Source organism: Dictyobacter alpinus, assembly GCF_003967575.1.
Classification (GTDB): domain Bacteria; phylum Chloroflexota; class Ktedonobacteria; order Ktedonobacterales; family Ktedonobacteraceae; genus Dictyobacter; species Dictyobacter alpinus.
The window spans coordinates 2,165,735-2,180,234 of record NZ_BIFT01000002.1 but is presented as its reverse complement, the minus strand read 5'-3'; the positions used below and the strand labels follow the sequence as shown (position 1 = coordinate 2,180,234).

Below are 14,500 nucleotides of genomic sequence, written 5' to 3'. Positions count from 1 at the left end.
TTTACCACCATCTCTGAAATAGTGCCGTCAGGCCTGGAAAGGGTCCAACAGCCATGTACAACAAGACGAGACAGATCAACATGATCACCAGATCGAGCGGCTTAAAAGGACTCTTCTCATAGAAATCTACATCTTTTTGGCGCAACGTATAGCCACGGGCCAGCAGGGCATCTCCAATTTCGCTTGAACGGCGAATCATCATCGCCACCATAGGTACGGCGATACTGGCCATATCGCGCAGGTGCTGAATAAAGCTACGTGGGCGGGCATCAATCGCACGTGCGATCTGTGCCTGGTGGATGGTCTCGAAGTCCGTTAGTGCCAGATTTAAAGCTCGAAATACCGTACTTAAAAAGAAGATGATCGGCCTGGGAATGTGCAGCTGGCGCATCAGGCCCATTAACTCAACATCACGACTGGTAACTACCAGGGCTACCGTCAAAAGCATCATCCCTGAGTAACTGACAACTTTGGTCAGGGCCAGTATCAATCCCTGGTCGCTGATAGAAATGGTCATGGGAAAAAGCAGTGGGAGCCGGCCAAAGGTCCAGGATGGCAATGGGAGCAGATAGCATAGAATGATGGCAACCACACTGGCCAGGAGCACTCCGTTGATGATGCCACGCTTCCACTTGTAATAACCAATCACAATGGCGAGCCAGATCAATTGCCAGACAGCCAGACTCAAAGTGAGAAAACCAGGATAGACCTGCTGCCGCACAAATACCACGTTTCCAGGCACAGGATTGAGCAGGGTCCAGGATAAGAAGAGGCTGATCATGGTTGGTAGGATTAAGAGCAGGTAGATACGTGCGACCTTGCCATGCATGCCACTCAGTACAAATATAGCGATACTGGGCACCCATAAAACAACCGCTCCTAACAGGTCAGGATGAGCCGTGTTCATTGTACGCAATTGGGCCGCAGATAAACAGAGTACCAGTAGGGAGCGCACCAGTAGATGCACATGGGCTAAAGGCGCATCCGCGCGACGCGTAAAGAGAAAAGAACGTACATAGCGGCGTCCAGGAGGCGGTTGCAGATATGGAGCCTCCTCAGTCATAGTAGCTAGTGACTTTTGATTAAACAAGCGATCTGGCCTCCATACGCGATGAAACAACTTGACACGTACAAATTATACGATATACGCCTGACATAAACTCATCAGAACATCTTACCATGGTCAACATCCTGATAGCAGCCAGTATATAGAAACAAACCGCGCGTCCTCATGGTTTCGGACAGAAGTCCCGCTAAAAGGCTAGAGCCACAAAAAAAGTGGTTGGCGTCATAGCGATACCAACCACTTCTGTTATATACACCACTATTGTGGTTGAACCATCTGCATGAATTCCATACGCAGGTCGCGATCATTACGGAAAGCGCCGCGCATAACGGACGAAGTCATGACGCCTGGTGTACGAATACCACGGGCAGACATACAGAGATGCTCACCCTTGACGATCACAGCCACATGATTTGTGCCCGTGATACGGCTCACTTCGTCCGCGATCTGCTGGCCCAATCTTTCTTGAATCTGAAGCTGGTGCGCAAACTGATGCGCGATACGTGCGAATTTTGATAGTCCCAGGACTTTATCTCCAGGAATATAGCCAATCGCGACGTCACACCACATTGGTAACAGATGATGCTCACAAAGCGAGAAGACACGCATCCCAGAGACACAAACGATTTGATCGGTCGATACAGAACTAAAAGTTGTATCGGTTGTGCCTGGATCATATTCAACAAACTCACGCCACCAGTCGGCCCAGCGGCGCGGTGTGCCAGCTAATCCTTCGCGATCGGGATCTTCTCCCAGAGCGACAAGTAACTCTCGACCAAGCTCCAGCAACCGCGGGTAATCAACCTTCGGGGTAGCTGTAGCTGCCTGCTTTTCAGCAACAACCACCTGCTCTTGTTCCTGTTCTAAAAGGGGTACGTCTTTCCGGTGCCCATTGTTCTGAGCATGGCCATTGTTCATAGAATGATCCCGATCTAAGTGCAATACCATAATTTATTTATCCTCATTTCAGTGCATTTCGCTGCGTTGCCCTCACGAGGGTTTTATACGCCACGCTTGTTCCCCCACAGCAATGTATGCAGTTGAGGAAGCACCGTCGCCTCATACCAGCGGTCCGCGATGGTACGCTGGATGAGCCAATCCATACGATCCAGGATGCCAGATATATCTATCTCTTGAGCCTGTTGCGGTGGTGTATGGTTTCCTGCCTGCAAGTACATGGGTAAAGCAGGATACCGTTCCGCGACAGATCTGGCATAAGCATAGTCTTCCTCATTAAAGATAACAATCTTGAGGCAGATTTGTATTTCACGATCGTACTTATTGGTTGTCGCGTATAATATACTACGATCCAGACGCTCCCAACGAGTCACTTGCTTACTACTCGGTGGCTTGGGAGAGAGTGTCAGGTAATCCAGACTGGAAAACCATGGCTGCGCGACACTCCCCTGGGTCTCGATGGCAAAGGTATAACCATGTTGATGACCCAGATCAATGAGTTCTTCGAGCGGCTGAATGGCGGGATTTCCACCGGAGAGCGTCACCAGAATAGGTGTGTTATTGGAGAGGCGTTGTATTTCCGCGAAAACCTGCCGGGTATCCATGGATGCCCATTCAGCTTTATGCTCGGGTAACACAGCATACAGGCTGTCGCACCATGCGCAGCGATAGTCACATCCGCCCGTACGGACAAAAACGGTTGGTTTTCCGATCAGTGCCCCTTCACCTTGAATGGTGGGACCAAAGATCTCGGAAACCTGAATGGTTTTTGTGCGCACGCGATTATTCTCTATGGTCTGTGTCATACTCTATACCTCCCCGCGCTCTGCCTGCGTAATCTCCACATATCCTTTTTCCGTTTCCCATAATCTGATGCGGTAAAGTAGTGGATCGGGTATACCGCCTGCTACCAGGGCGTCCCAGATCCAGTGTACCAGGTTTTCAGCGGTCGTTCGGATGCCGGTAATGGTGTTGAGGTCGTTATGATCCATGCCACCTTTTTCCAGCGGGCCCGCTGCGTCTCCACGCGGTACAGCATCTGAGAGGTTGTCGATAATGGTGGTATTGACAATGCTTTTCAGGTCGTCGAAATCCATGACCATGCCATCACTGGATTCGCCTGGCGCTTCTATAATGGGTCCGCGCAAGGAAATCTGGAGGCGATAGGAATGACCATGAGGGCGACGACATTTGCCGCGATGATTCGGTAGGTGATGCGCGGCTTCAAAAGTGAATTCTTTGGTGATTATTGCGTATTTAGTCATCAGATTTCCTCGCATTATGGTGTTAAATGCCACCTGCGGTGGCAGGGGGAGGGGGGATAAACCGGGGCACAGCCCCGGACCCCAGGTTAAGGGCTCGCCGCCCTTAACAATCCCGCTTGATCTCTGACATCCCAGGTAAGGGGTTGCCGTCCTTAACTATCCACTTACTCCCTGACATCCCAGGTAAGGGATTGCCGTCCTTAACTATCCCGCTTGATCTCTGACATCCCAGGTTAAGGGGTTGCCGTCCTTAACTATCCCGCTTACATCCTGGACTTATTTGCCTGGGATGTGTAGATACTGTTCTGGATCGTTGGCATAGGTGGTTGGATCAGGTATGCCGGCGATTTTGAAGGCTTCGTATCTTTCGACACAGGTACCGCAGATGCCACAGTGTTGATCGCCAAGTCCTGAATTGCCGCCTTCGTAGCAGCTCCAGGTTAGCTCAAAGGGTACCTTCAGGCTAGCTCCAAGTTGGGCAATCTGGGCTTTGGTGAAGCGCATAAATGGCGATTCAACTTCGATCTTCTGCCCTTCCATGGCTACGGCGAGCATGTCGTTAAAGGCGTCCACAAAAATTTTACGGCAGTCAGGATACTGTGAGTAATCTCCCTGGTGGGCGGCGTAGGCTACCACGCTGGCATGCTCGTTCCAGGCGACGGTCGCGGCTTGCAGGAGCATGTTTGGATTGCGATAGGGTACGACGGTGGCCTTCATGCTGTCATCGGTATAATGACCATGAGGCATCTCACGTTCAGTATTGATCAGGGCTGAGTCCGAATTGGTCAGCAGACTGGCAATTGGTAGATCAATAGTATCATGAGCGATCTCAAGCTGGCTATAGCGTGTACGCAGATCGTTGATATAGCGCTCGGCGTAGGTGAGCTCCTTGACGTGCTTTTGCCCGTAGTCGAACGAAAGCAGGTGCAGGTGGAAGCCCGCGGCAGCGTAGTAGTGGGCCAGTACACAACTGTCCATGCCTCCGCTGACAATTAAAACTGCCCGGTTGTTTGTAGGCATAAAGATTTCCTTTCTGAATGCGATGAAGATGCAGAGAAAAGACTAGCCGTTAGCGGGCAAGTAGCGTTTCAATTCGGGTCGTGGACCAGTATATTCGGGGTGGGCATACTCGGTCGTAATTACAGTTTTGATATTGCCACGCACGGTAAAGTCTCCAACCACCCTCATCCAACGTGGTGCAAGCAATGCAACCAGATCATCCAGAATGGCATTGGCCGATGCCTCATGGCTGATCTGACGGTTTCTATAGGTATTAATATACAACTTTAAGCTCTTCAATTCAACAACGCTTTTGTCTGGTACATAGTCGACAATGATTGTAGCAAAATCGGGAAAGCCCGAGCGGGGACAAAGACAGGTAAATTCAGGAATCTCAAAGTGCGTGACATAATCACGATCAGTATAAGAGTTAGGCCAGGCCTCAAGCTGATTGGCTGCAATTTCTTCAAAGCCATAACGACCGGGCACGCGCGTCTGTTCAGTTTCTTGCATAATTGACCTCCCACATAGTGGTAAAATGATTCTTCCAATAGCAACGATATCACATTATGCAACAGATTTTACCCCAAAAAATCACCATGAACAGCCATGTCATATGGGGGTTTTGCTGCGACAGAATCCAGTCCTAGTATGGAGGTCCAAAAAAGAGGCGATCTCGTGTTTCTTCTGGCTGATCGTACTGGCCTGTTCAAGCCACACTGCTTGATGCGTAAGACAGACCAGTAAAGAGGCATGTGAAGTGATGCCGCTAGGCGAGCCATTCCAGCCAGTTCCCATGCGGTGCGGCGTGCGCCAATGTCTGTCTGTTTTCTAACCCTTTTAGATAGAGATAGAGATCGATAGTAGGATCTATTGAGTCCGCGGTAGCCTCATAGGCAATGCGGAAAATCTCGCGTGTATGGCTGGCTGTGACGAGTATATTCGAGAGCTCATTGCGAGCCGTCTCGGACATCTGGTTAGTGGTAAAGGAATGGAAAACACACAAGGTGGTGTCGGCAGGTATATTGGCCATAATACCTGGTAATAATTTAAGTGCGTCACCGGCCATGACCAGGGGCCTCTGTTGCCTGGCGATTTCCAGTGCATTCTGTAAACGTGTTACACGCTCTTTATGTTCGGGCCAGATCAATGCACGCAGCCAGAGTACGGCATCTGGATTAGTGATGTTGAGAGGATGCAGATCGAGCCCGACACGCAACGTCACTTCCGGCAATTCAACGGGCAACGGCGGCACCTTCTGTCCTCGTAGCTTGCAGTCCAGCTGGACTGCCGATGTCCTTACACCTGAGTACAGAGCATTGCCATACCTGTATCCATATTGGTCCCAGAGCAGATTTAAACCGGCACTGGTGCCTATCTCAATAATGGCTAATGGACGCTTACGGCCAAGTTGCGAAACTATTTCAAATACAGGTAACAGACAGGCACAGCGGCAGACTTCGTTGGTCTGGACGCGCTGTGTACTGATGATCTCACTTAACTGTTCCTCGTATTGCTGGCAAAAAGAGCGAAAAGCTGGATAGACACCTCTCAATATCATAGGCGATGAAGTCAGATCTGGATAAAATTTGGCCAGAGGATGCTGTATCCCACCTAATAATAAATAGTGGACTGCGGCCAGAAATATATTAGCTACCGGCTGGTCAGGCCTGGCCCGGCTGGCCAGGGCGAGCATGGCTGGATCGGTGGCGATGTTGCGAGCAAGGAAGCTATAAAGCGGGGAAAAATTGGCTTCACTTTCTCTTTGAGCAAACAGTTGAAACTGGTGACCAATACTATCCAATCCACTCTCAAGGTGAGAATGAGGCATACAAAGCTCCCTTCAAACATGTAGAACCCAAATTCTATAACAGGTTACATTCTTAGTAATCAAGTAAGATCAGAAGTACTTTTTATAAATCTTACTTGATATATATTTAAGCATGCTATTGCATTCTATCACATCTTATCATTTTGGGAACTAAAATATTTTCCATTCGCGCTCAAGAATGGAAAATATCAGTGAGTCACATATAACACCTTTAATCATTTTGTTCGCACGCAAATGACCTTCTTGTTGCATGCTAATTTTTTGCATGACACGGATGGAGGCGGTATTTTCGGGGGTGCAGATGCCAATGATGCGCTGCAATTGTAAGGTCTTGAAGCCATAGTTGACCATGGCACGTACGGCTTCGGTCATATAACCATGGCCCCAGTGGCTGCTATGTAAGGCATAGCCCAGTTCAGCTTCGTGTACCTCACGATTGGTGAGCTTTAAGCCACAGGTGCCTATCAGTTGCTTCTGGCGCCGTAAGACGATGGCGAGATGAAAGAGGATGCGATGGGGATCATGCTGGTGTTCTACCAGGAAGTCCAGGTCGCTTTGACATTCGTCTGGTGTTGAGGAGGAGTAGGCCAGGTAGGGTGCTACCTGCGGGTCTGTTTCGTAGGCGTAGACTGCTTGCCAGTCTGTGCGTTCAAATTCTCGTAGGGTTAGGTGGGTAGTTGTTAGTTGTTTCATGTTATCTTCCATTGGCGATTTTTTTTGTTGCGGACACCTTACGCCTCAGGAATAGGCTTGTCAAGGTGTTTGTGGGGGATTGAGGTAAGGGTGTGTTAAACTCACACCCTTACCGGGGAAGGTACAGCCTGCCATACGCGGGTGCTAAAGCACCCACCCTTCTTTTAAATCTATGAAATGCGCGCCTTGCGCGCATTTCATAGATTTAAAACCCTTAGAGCATCCATTTTTCAGCATTTCGCCGCTCATAGATTTAAAAGAAGCGCTTAGAGCATCCAGTTGTCGGCATCATCGCCGCTGGTGAGGCCAACGGCGATGACGCTGATGTTGTCGGCGCCTCCGTGATTGAGGGCTGCCTGGACAAGCATGGCGCTCATCTGAGATGGGTTGTGCGCGGATGATGCGATGATTTTTTCAATGGCGGGATCGCGTATCATTTCCCATAAGCCGTCTGAGCAAAGTAACAGGATGTCGTTGACTTGTAGGGGAATGGCGAACGAGTCAATTTCAACTGAGGCATGCTCACCAAGGCAGCGATAGATCTGATTGCGTTGTGGATGGGTATAGACCTCGTCACGCGTGATTACCCCATCCTCAACAAGGCGGGCAACAACCGAGTGGTCGTGGGTGATCTGTGTCAGTCCCTGATTGGAGCGATACAGATAGGTGCGACTATCACCAACATTGACGATATAAGCCATACGATCCACTACCAGGGCTGCTGTGATGGTGGTGCCCATCATCCGTGTCCGTTCACGGTTACGGCGATAGAGGGCCAGGTTGGCCTGGTGGACCCCATCCTTGAGCATATCCTGGAACAGGGTCTTTTCTTCTTTGGCGCTACTCCCACTGACATCGCGCAGCAGCGCAGGTGCAATCACATCACTGATAGCATGGATCGCCGTCCGGCTTGCCTCACGGCCATTGGCATGTCCACCCATGCCATCCGCGACCATAAAGAGTCCTGCCGGCTTAGAGCCCTCATCGGTCACACGGATACCTTGAATAGCAAACAGACTATCTTCATTGGGAGAATCCTTACGAGCAAGTCCTGGATCCAGACCAATGCCAACCACAAAACGGGGCGCGGCATCGGCAGTCGTCGTCGTCGCAACTGGACCAGTCCTAACCTTTTTTGCTGGCGGCAAATACTGCTGCTGGTCAAAGTCGAATTCTCCTGAATCAGCGACCTGCGCCTGCATACGGGCAACGCGCTCAGATCCAGGCATGGTATCATCCAGACCAGCCAGGGTATCATACTGCGCAAGGTCAATATCGTCGTCTTCAAAGTCACCTGGACGAGTTTCCCAGAGATCTACGTCCAGTCCATCCTCCTGCTCAAGTTGCTGCTGACCGTATGCTTCCGGCTCTTGTTCAAATGGCTCATCTTCGTATTCGGCCTGTTCTTGCTCAAGCTGTTGACGTGCATATTCAGCTTGTTCTTGCTCGAATTGTTGACGCGCATATTCAGCCTGCTGTAGTTCAAATTGCTGGCGTTTGTAGGCCGCCTGTTGCTGCTCACGCTCCGCCTGCTGGCGTTCCGCGCGCTCGGCCATTTCAGCAAAGGCATGCTCAACATCCACATCTTCCGAGGTGTCGGGCCGCTCACGCAATGCGGCTGGTGGCACGCTACGTAGAGGTCTACGCGAGCTTCTGGCGGGTGTAGTTGGATACTCTGGCAGATCATCCTGTTGTATGGGCTGAGTCTGTGGATAGGATGGCTGCCGCAGGTCTGTGGTGCGTCGGTTGACGGCGGGAGCCGCAGGACTGTTTCCGGTCGCATGGTAGACTGGTGTTGGATAGCTCAGGCCAGGAAAACTAATCTCCCGTGGCGCACTGGCATAGGCGGCCTGACGCGCGGCAGGTACGGGCTGCGTCTGCGGATCCTGGCTCGGCCGTGAAGAGCGTGGCTGGCGAGTCGCTGGCTGCTGATATGGCCGGGACGGCTGCGCCAGTGTAGCAGTAGAGCGGGTGCGCATCGGCATTGGCGCGGGTGCCTCTTCTTCCTCTGCCAGTTCCTGATCTTGTACGGCTTGTTCAGCCATGAGCTCAGCTTCACGCAGGTCGTCCGCAAAAGAGGTTGGCCGGGTCTGAAAATCATTCCAGATATGTTTGATGACTTTCACCAACAGGATACCAATTACTATCCACAAAACAAGGAGCGATAGCGAAAGCAGGCATAAACCCACCAGTGGCAACAGCATCGCGGCTCCCTGCATCTGCCAGAGGATCGGGATTTGCGGTAACACCTGCACCAGGAAACGCCAGGCCCAGGGTGGGAAGCCTCCTGAACAGACCAGGAGGAGCAGGCCGCCGAGCACCAGACCGGCTAAGGCGACCAGCTTAACCCAGCGATATTGTCTATAGGCGTCTTTTAATTTTTCGCTCATCATTTTCCATCCAGACTTTTTGCTTCAGATCATTTACGTGACCACAGTACATATATCAGGCTCTTCCATATACATACTATCCTTTATAGATCATTTCCCATGTTGGCAGGTGTAACTATAAATGATGTAATACTGATTACCGTGGTGGGCTGCACAACCACACGGAGGCCGGCTTGTCCGGTTTTGAGCTCAGGATCAGAGATGCTGATCTGCCAATTGTTGGGTTCCGGGCTATTGCTACGCCAGACTTTGGCGAAGAGCATGGCACCAATCGCACGAAAACGGATACTATATAGCTTGTCGTTTTGAGCATCAAACCCCACACTGCGCACCTGGGTAGAAGTCCCATTAACCCTTTTAAGGATACTGAGATGCTGGCCGTCAATCAGGGCCTTGTACCAGTTTTGTCCATTCGTCCAGCGTAACACCACTCCCAGATTGACCCCGTTGCCAAATTGATTGATCGAGCCATTAGCCAGCACATCCACATTGTCAGTGGCCGTACCCAGCACAGCATTAGCGGTACCCTGTCCGTGAGAGATCAGTCCTGTAGCACCAGTAATAGAAAACACCTTTGAGGTATTGGCATCCCCTTCCCATTTACGACCATCGGAAGATTGTCCCCAAAATGGCTGATTGGTGCGCTGAAATGTATCCTGGGCCAACACATTGGCCTGGTTAGGATTCATTTGATTAGGCATGCCACCGGCATTGGGAGTCTTCGCTTGCCCTGGCTGATTCGCCCCGGGCTTGTTCGGCTGCATCGCCGGGGGCTGTGGGGCTTTGTTATTGCCCATAGCATTTGTCATAGCTGGTGTCAGGGCCTTTTGAATGGGACCAGAATAGATACCTGCAATCAGTCCGCCAATAACCAGCATAATGATCAGCGTAATGATCGATAACCGTTTGTTCATGCGCTTTTTTCCCCCATCATTATGCGAATACACTCTATTTCAAAGTTCTGAGTCTATCTGATTTCTGGCGTTCCATCATCTTTTAGCCCGATACGGTAAAAGGCCCTGGGACTTACTTTGCCCGGTAGGATCTGTGGAATGACGCCACTGGCATTGGGTTTAACTTCTTTGAGCTCTAATGTGGCCAGAGATTGCATATGATCATGCAGCCAGATCACGCCCTGACGCATCTGATTCGTCGATGGATCAAGCTGTCCGGCGAAGGCATGGTTAGAATTCGCGATCATATCATTGATGAGTGTCAGCGTTGGTGGCTGTTTTAGCTGTGCATCGCTCATATTGACAATCTGCCGCGCATCGACGCGTACCTGAGCAAGCCACGCATTGATATCACTCATCGAGGAGGTCAGGTCACTCATCTGCTTACGCAGAGCAGTAGATGAATCATCCGCCTGGAGGAGTCCGCGCAAGTGATGATCAATATGGGCCATATAACTTGGCGGCTCCTGATTGGGACCATTGACCTCTAGCAGTCCGACCCGGGCCAGACGCTCATTGACGAGGAGCGGCGATTTGGGCGGCAGGTCTTTATAGAGGAAGGTCGTACCATCCAGATAGGCCAGCACACGCATGGTCTGACGGCGAATAAAGGCGCTATCCTTGGTATCCTCCCAGGTTTCGCGCATGCTCCCACTCCACTCAACAATCTTACTGGTATTGCGATACAGCCAGTTATTCAGTCCACCTGGAAGTTCCATTTCATTCAGCGTTGGATCCGAAGCCAGCAGATGGCGCAAATGGTCCAGATAGCTATAGTTTTTGACGTTGTCGGCGGCCTTGATCGGCGTACTCGAGAATTCTCCGTAGTAACGCCAGCTTTGCATATCCATAGATGGCGAGAGTGGCGTTACCGTCGCATCTTCTTCAGTGACCAGTACACGGCTGGTTGTCAATAAGAGATTTGAATGTTGCGCATCCCCCGCATACATCAGATGTGCGTTGCCAGCGGTAACATTTAACGCACCCAGTGCGATCGAGGTAGGATCATTCTGATTTTTATCACCAAGCAGCCAGGCATAATATTTTTTGCCCGCTCGTGGCGTGGGCAAGCTATGTACATCCAGCACGACTTGATCAGCGATACCCTGACTTGTATTCTCGTTCACTTGTCCGCTACTAATAAAGGAGAGATGTCCAACATCAGCTGGCGCGGATGCTTCTAAAGCCGTCGATTGAAACGAATGCGAAAAGATTAAAAAGGAACCAACAACGGCCAGTATTAAGGCAACCGTAATCACGGTGATGATGGCAGGCAAACGCCTGGAGCGCGGCTTTGGCGGCGTGGCAGCAACCAGAGGCGGCTGTTGCGGTGCCTGGCTCGGTGCTTGCAGCGGTTGCGGCTGCGGCTGTGGTCGCTGTACCTCTGACAACAACTGCTGTGGTTGACGTTGTGTCTCTACTAATGGTGATTGCTGTTGATAGGGAAACTGTTGCTGCTGTACCTGCATCGGTTGTGGCGGCAATGGTCTGGTTGGTATAGTTGGTGTTGCTCTTGCCGTATCCAGAGGAACGGTAGGCCGGGTCAGGGCGCGCTGACGTACCAGTTGTCCACTGCTGACCGCATGCGCGAGCTGATCCATCGATTGGTAGACGGGAAAGCCATTTTTTGCGGCCAGCTGGGCAATCTGCCCGCTATGCGAGATCACAAAAACGATCGTCAGTTCATATTGTCGCTTGATATGTTTCAGTGTCGTAAAATCATCGGGCCGCTGAAAGATGCGGGCCTGCTCAGCCAGCAGCAAGACGACCGGCTTCTTCAGTCCAGCCAGAACTGGAAAGAGTTCCACCCTGTCATCTTCAGGCTCTACATACAATACACTGAAATCGCCGGAATCATTTTTCTTCATTATTTTCTCGCTTCCCTAGCTCCATGCTCGCCCCCCCAGGGCCAGCGATCGCTCAGTGTCTCGCTGTATTCCTGCTTTCGCGTTACAATTGTGCGTCTACCAGGAACATGGGTTGGAGCTTCATATATTTCATCATCATGCGGTTCGATATGCGCCAGACGAACTCGACGATGGAGACGGCGTTGCTGATAAAGTTCTTCGCTTGCTTCTATACTGTGTGGTCTGGTTGGCTGGACTACCGGCACATACGGCGTATAACCCATTTGCCGGATGCTGCGCCCGTCCACTGCGGCGGTGGGCGCGGCCGTACTAAATAGCTTGCTGCTGACGCGGTAGCAGACCAAAATGCCCATGGTGATAATCGCGAACCAGGCAATCAACCAGGAGAGTGATTGCGCCAGGAGCAAGATAGCATCCATGCGCTGCGGGCCTTGTAGCTGACTGTCGAGTAGCGGCCAGCTCTGATATAAATCCTGCCATGCAACCGGCGGAAAGCCACCCATTTTCGCTACCAGACAGGCTCCCAGGATACAGAGGATCAATGGATACATGAAAGACTGTAGCCAGGAGGGTTGTACAGGTTCGCGCAGCCGTGTCTGTTGCGTCACGCCCTGCAACCTGCGACCTGGACGCTCAACCGTACCCCAGGTATGGATCAGAACACCGGCAACGACCATAAATCCACCCAGATAACCGTCCAGCGGCAATACTTCATGGAGATAGAGATAAGCGACAATAGCTCCAAAGATTGGTTCCAGAATATAGATAAAGGAAACCGTCACCGGTGAGATATATTTTTGCAGCAGGACGGTGAACAGGGTCGGCAGAAAGATGGTGCCCAGGCCGATATAGGCAATTACTCCAAGATCCTGGGGCAGCGCAATATGCACCATATGCCAGTCCCCGAAGAGTAAGGCCAGTAGATTGGCCCAAAGCGCCATCGTCAGCAGTTCCACCCCAAAGAGCGGCCAGTAAGCTGCCTGATCCCGCTGCTCATGGTCCGCCAGAAACACATAGAATGTACAGAGCATGCCCCCGATAAAAGCGATAATCGCACCACGAGCACCACCCATCGATGCATTGGCCATCAACAATATCGCCCCGGTCACTGAAACGATGCCAGCAAACCAGGTCGCCTTAGAGATTGGTTGGCGTAGAAAGAGCCAGGTAAAAATAGCTGCCAGCAGACCATTCAGGGACGGGAAAAAGGCGGTTCCGGTAGCACTGTTATATTTTAAGGCGACCGCTAAGGAAAACAGGCCAAGGCAGAGGCAGGTTCCCAGCAGGAAACCACTCTTCACCGCATCCCGCGTCATATGTCGCCTGGAAAAAATCAAGATACAGATCGCGACAGGTACCAGCGTCATCATGGTAAAAAAGGTAAAGACAATAGGATCGATACGGCCAAGCATGCCTTTACCAAAAGAGTAATAGGAGCCAAAGAGAAAGGTATTGAGCACAAAGGCCAGGCCAGCCAGCCATTTCAATTTCTTCACAAAGACACCTACCTTATTATATGTATCGCACTTTCACCATGAGCCGATTAACTATCAATAGAAACATGCCAGCTACAGGCATATATGATCTACAAAGTTGGGGTGCATGGATGTCTCAGACAGCTAGAGCGCAGCCAATCTGAGCAAAGAGCTTAACAAGCGTAAGGCGGTAGGAAGCGGTGTACCGTATATCATTTTACGAGAAAGCAGAAACACCCTATGAGCGAACTGTTCCGGTAATGTCGATACGCCTCTCAAGTTCTTATCTACATACACCCTGCCAAAAGTATACCTGAGGGTGGTCAAGGAATGGGGCGGTTTTATCTACAAATTGCCTGTGCATGCTAGCAGAGCAAGACCAGAAAGCCATTACAATTTTGGATGGTGTGATAGAGAATCTGCGTTAACACATCGCCATTTTTTTGGACGTCAGATGTACCAATCCAGGGAGGAGGAGAATGGCAAGACGACAACGGAGACCGATAACACATAATCAAAGCACACGGTCACACTCCAGTGTCTTTATCATCTGGGGCATCCTGGCTGTGCTTGGCGGCATCTCCCTGTTTATCCTGAATATCCTTTTTATCTTCTTCAAATATATACCTGCCCACCCCCAGTTTAAGCTAACCTTTGCCTCCATGCTAACACTCATTTCAGGTACAGTTATTATAGAAGCTCTATTAGTGATACTAGGTATTCTAGGTATCGTAATTGGCCGTAAGCTAAATAAAAATAAGTAGTACTTTGGGTGATAGGAGTATACTAATTTACTTTCCCGTAGTATAAAATACTATAAAATATTTCTATATGACAACGCTTCAATCAACGTAAATACTTTATAGGATGTAAACAAAATTTGGCTCTGCTGATCTGACCCACTTCATATGATGGGTTGGTTACCCGCTACGCGGGCGGGAGGGGAGGAGGTCGGGGGCGCACAGCCCCCGATCCCCCAGTCAAGGGGTTCGCCCCCTTGCAT

Annotated in this window: 13 protein-coding genes; 1 reads left to right on the top strand and 12 read right to left on the bottom strand. The window is 50.7% G+C overall.

All coding sequences use genetic code 11. The annotated features are described in order from the left end of the window. Position 1: 1 nt before the first annotated feature. The 12 genes from EL633_RS31270 to EL633_RS31215 all read right to left on the bottom strand — a co-directional run bounded on the left by EL633_RS31270 (position 2) and on the right by EL633_RS31215 (position 13,518). Complete coding sequence (locus EL633_RS31270) at positions 2 to 1,090, bottom strand: energy-coupling factor transporter transmembrane component T (protein ID WP_126631134.1); 1,089 nt, start codon at positions 1,088 to 1,090, stop codon at positions 2 to 4. Positions 1,091 to 1,324: 234 nt separating this feature from the next. Continuing rightward, positions 1,325 to 2,014 (bottom strand): GTP cyclohydrolase I, encoded by a 690-nt coding sequence (gene folE, locus EL633_RS31265; protein WP_246039300.1) that lies wholly within the window; start codon positions 2,012 to 2,014, stop codon positions 1,325 to 1,327. Positions 2,015 to 2,067: 53 nt separating this feature from the next. Then, positions 2,068 to 2,829: a 7-carboxy-7-deazaguanine synthase QueE gene (gene queE, locus EL633_RS31260; RefSeq protein WP_126631133.1), complete on the bottom strand. Its 762-nt coding sequence runs from the start codon at positions 2,827 to 2,829 to the stop codon at positions 2,068 to 2,070. 3 nt (positions 2,830 to 2,832) lie between these two features. Further along, positions 2,833 to 3,288 carry a 6-pyruvoyl trahydropterin synthase family protein gene (locus EL633_RS31255; RefSeq protein WP_126631132.1) on the bottom strand — a complete coding sequence of 152 codons (456 nt, stop codon included), beginning with the start codon at positions 3,286 to 3,288 and terminating at the stop codon, positions 2,833 to 2,835. A 276-nt stretch (positions 3,289 to 3,564) separates the two neighbouring features. After that, positions 3,565 to 4,308, bottom strand: a complete 744-nt coding sequence (queC, locus tag EL633_RS31250) for a 7-cyano-7-deazaguanine synthase QueC (RefSeq protein WP_126631131.1) — start codon at positions 4,306 to 4,308, stop codon at positions 3,565 to 3,567. Positions 4,309 to 4,350: 42 nt separating this feature from the next. Beyond that, the gene (queF, locus tag EL633_RS31245) at positions 4,351 to 4,800 is read right to left on the bottom strand and encodes a preQ(1) synthase (RefSeq protein WP_126631130.1); all 450 of its coding nucleotides are present in this window, start codon (positions 4,798 to 4,800) and stop codon (positions 4,351 to 4,353) included. Between the two features lie 256 nt (positions 4,801 to 5,056). Further along, positions 5,057 to 6,118: a DUF2332 domain-containing protein gene (locus EL633_RS31240; protein WP_126631129.1), complete on the bottom strand. Its 1,062-nt coding sequence runs from the start codon at positions 6,116 to 6,118 to the stop codon at positions 5,057 to 5,059. A 150-nt stretch (positions 6,119 to 6,268) separates the two neighbouring features. Further along, positions 6,269 to 6,811: a GNAT family N-acetyltransferase gene (locus tag EL633_RS31235; RefSeq protein ID WP_161982600.1), complete on the bottom strand. Its 543-nt coding sequence runs from the start codon at positions 6,809 to 6,811 to the stop codon at positions 6,269 to 6,271. A gap of 266 nt (positions 6,812 to 7,077) precedes the next feature. Further along, a complete protein-coding gene (locus EL633_RS31230) occupies positions 7,078 to 9,204 on the bottom strand; it encodes a PP2C family protein-serine/threonine phosphatase (RefSeq protein ID WP_126631127.1) in 2,127 nt (708 codons plus the stop codon). A gap of 80 nt (positions 9,205 to 9,284) precedes the next feature. Continuing rightward, positions 9,285 to 10,115, bottom strand: coding sequence for a hypothetical protein (locus tag EL633_RS31225; protein WP_126631126.1), 831 nt, complete (start codon positions 10,113 to 10,115; stop codon positions 9,285 to 9,287). A 53-nt stretch (positions 10,116 to 10,168) separates the two neighbouring features. Beyond that, a complete protein-coding gene (locus EL633_RS31220; RefSeq protein ID WP_126631125.1) occupies positions 10,169 to 12,022 on the bottom strand; it encodes an anti-sigma factor in 1,854 nt (617 codons plus the stop codon). Beyond that, positions 12,022 to 13,518, bottom strand: coding sequence for a DMT family transporter (locus EL633_RS31215; RefSeq protein ID WP_126631124.1), 1,497 nt, complete (start codon positions 13,516 to 13,518; stop codon positions 12,022 to 12,024). The genes EL633_RS31220 and EL633_RS31215 overlap by 1 nt, the downstream gene beginning before the upstream one ends. Before the next feature lie 458 nt (positions 13,519 to 13,976). On the opposite strand from EL633_RS31215, the gene EL633_RS31210 reads away from it, so the two are divergent. After that, the gene (locus tag EL633_RS31210) at positions 13,977 to 14,261 is read left to right on the top strand and encodes a hypothetical protein (RefSeq protein ID WP_126631123.1); all 285 of its coding nucleotides are present in this window, start codon (positions 13,977 to 13,979) and stop codon (positions 14,259 to 14,261) included. Positions 14,262 to 14,500 lie beyond the last annotated feature (239 nt).

Excerpts from the sequence above, each read along its gene's own strand:
- folE (WP_246039300.1), bottom strand. The coding sequence starts at position 2,014 with ATGGTATTGCACTTAGATCGGGATCATTCTATGAACAATGGCCATGCT.
- queE (WP_126631133.1), bottom strand. The coding sequence starts at position 2,829 with ATGACACAGACCATAGAGAATAATCGCGTGCGCACAAAAACCATTCAG.
- EL633_RS31255 (WP_126631132.1), bottom strand. The coding sequence starts at position 3,288 with ATGACTAAATACGCAATAATCACCAAAGAATTCACTTTTGAAGCCGCG.
- queC (WP_126631131.1), bottom strand. The coding sequence starts at position 4,308 with ATGCCTACAAACAACCGGGCAGTTTTAATTGTCAGCGGAGGCATGGAC.
- queF (WP_126631130.1), bottom strand. The coding sequence starts at position 4,800 with ATGCAAGAAACTGAACAGACGCGCGTGCCCGGTCGTTATGGCTTTGAA.
- EL633_RS31240 (WP_126631129.1), bottom strand. The coding sequence starts at position 6,118 with ATGCCTCATTCTCACCTTGAGAGTGGATTGGATAGTATTGGTCACCAG.
- EL633_RS31235 (WP_161982600.1), bottom strand. The coding sequence starts at position 6,811 with ATGAAACAACTAACAACTACCCACCTAACCCTACGAGAATTTGAACGC.
- EL633_RS31230 (WP_126631127.1), bottom strand. The coding sequence starts at position 9,204 with ATGATGAGCGAAAAATTAAAAGACGCCTATAGACAATATCGCTGGGTT.
- EL633_RS31225 (WP_126631126.1), bottom strand. The coding sequence starts at position 10,115 with ATGAACAAACGGTTATCGATCATTACGCTGATCATTATGCTGGTTATT.
- EL633_RS31220 (WP_126631125.1), bottom strand. The coding sequence starts at position 12,022 with ATGAAGAAAAATGATTCCGGCGATTTCAGTGTATTGTATGTAGAGCCT.
- EL633_RS31210 (WP_126631123.1), top strand. The coding sequence starts at position 13,977 with ATGGCAAGACGACAACGGAGACCGATAACACATAATCAAAGCACACGG.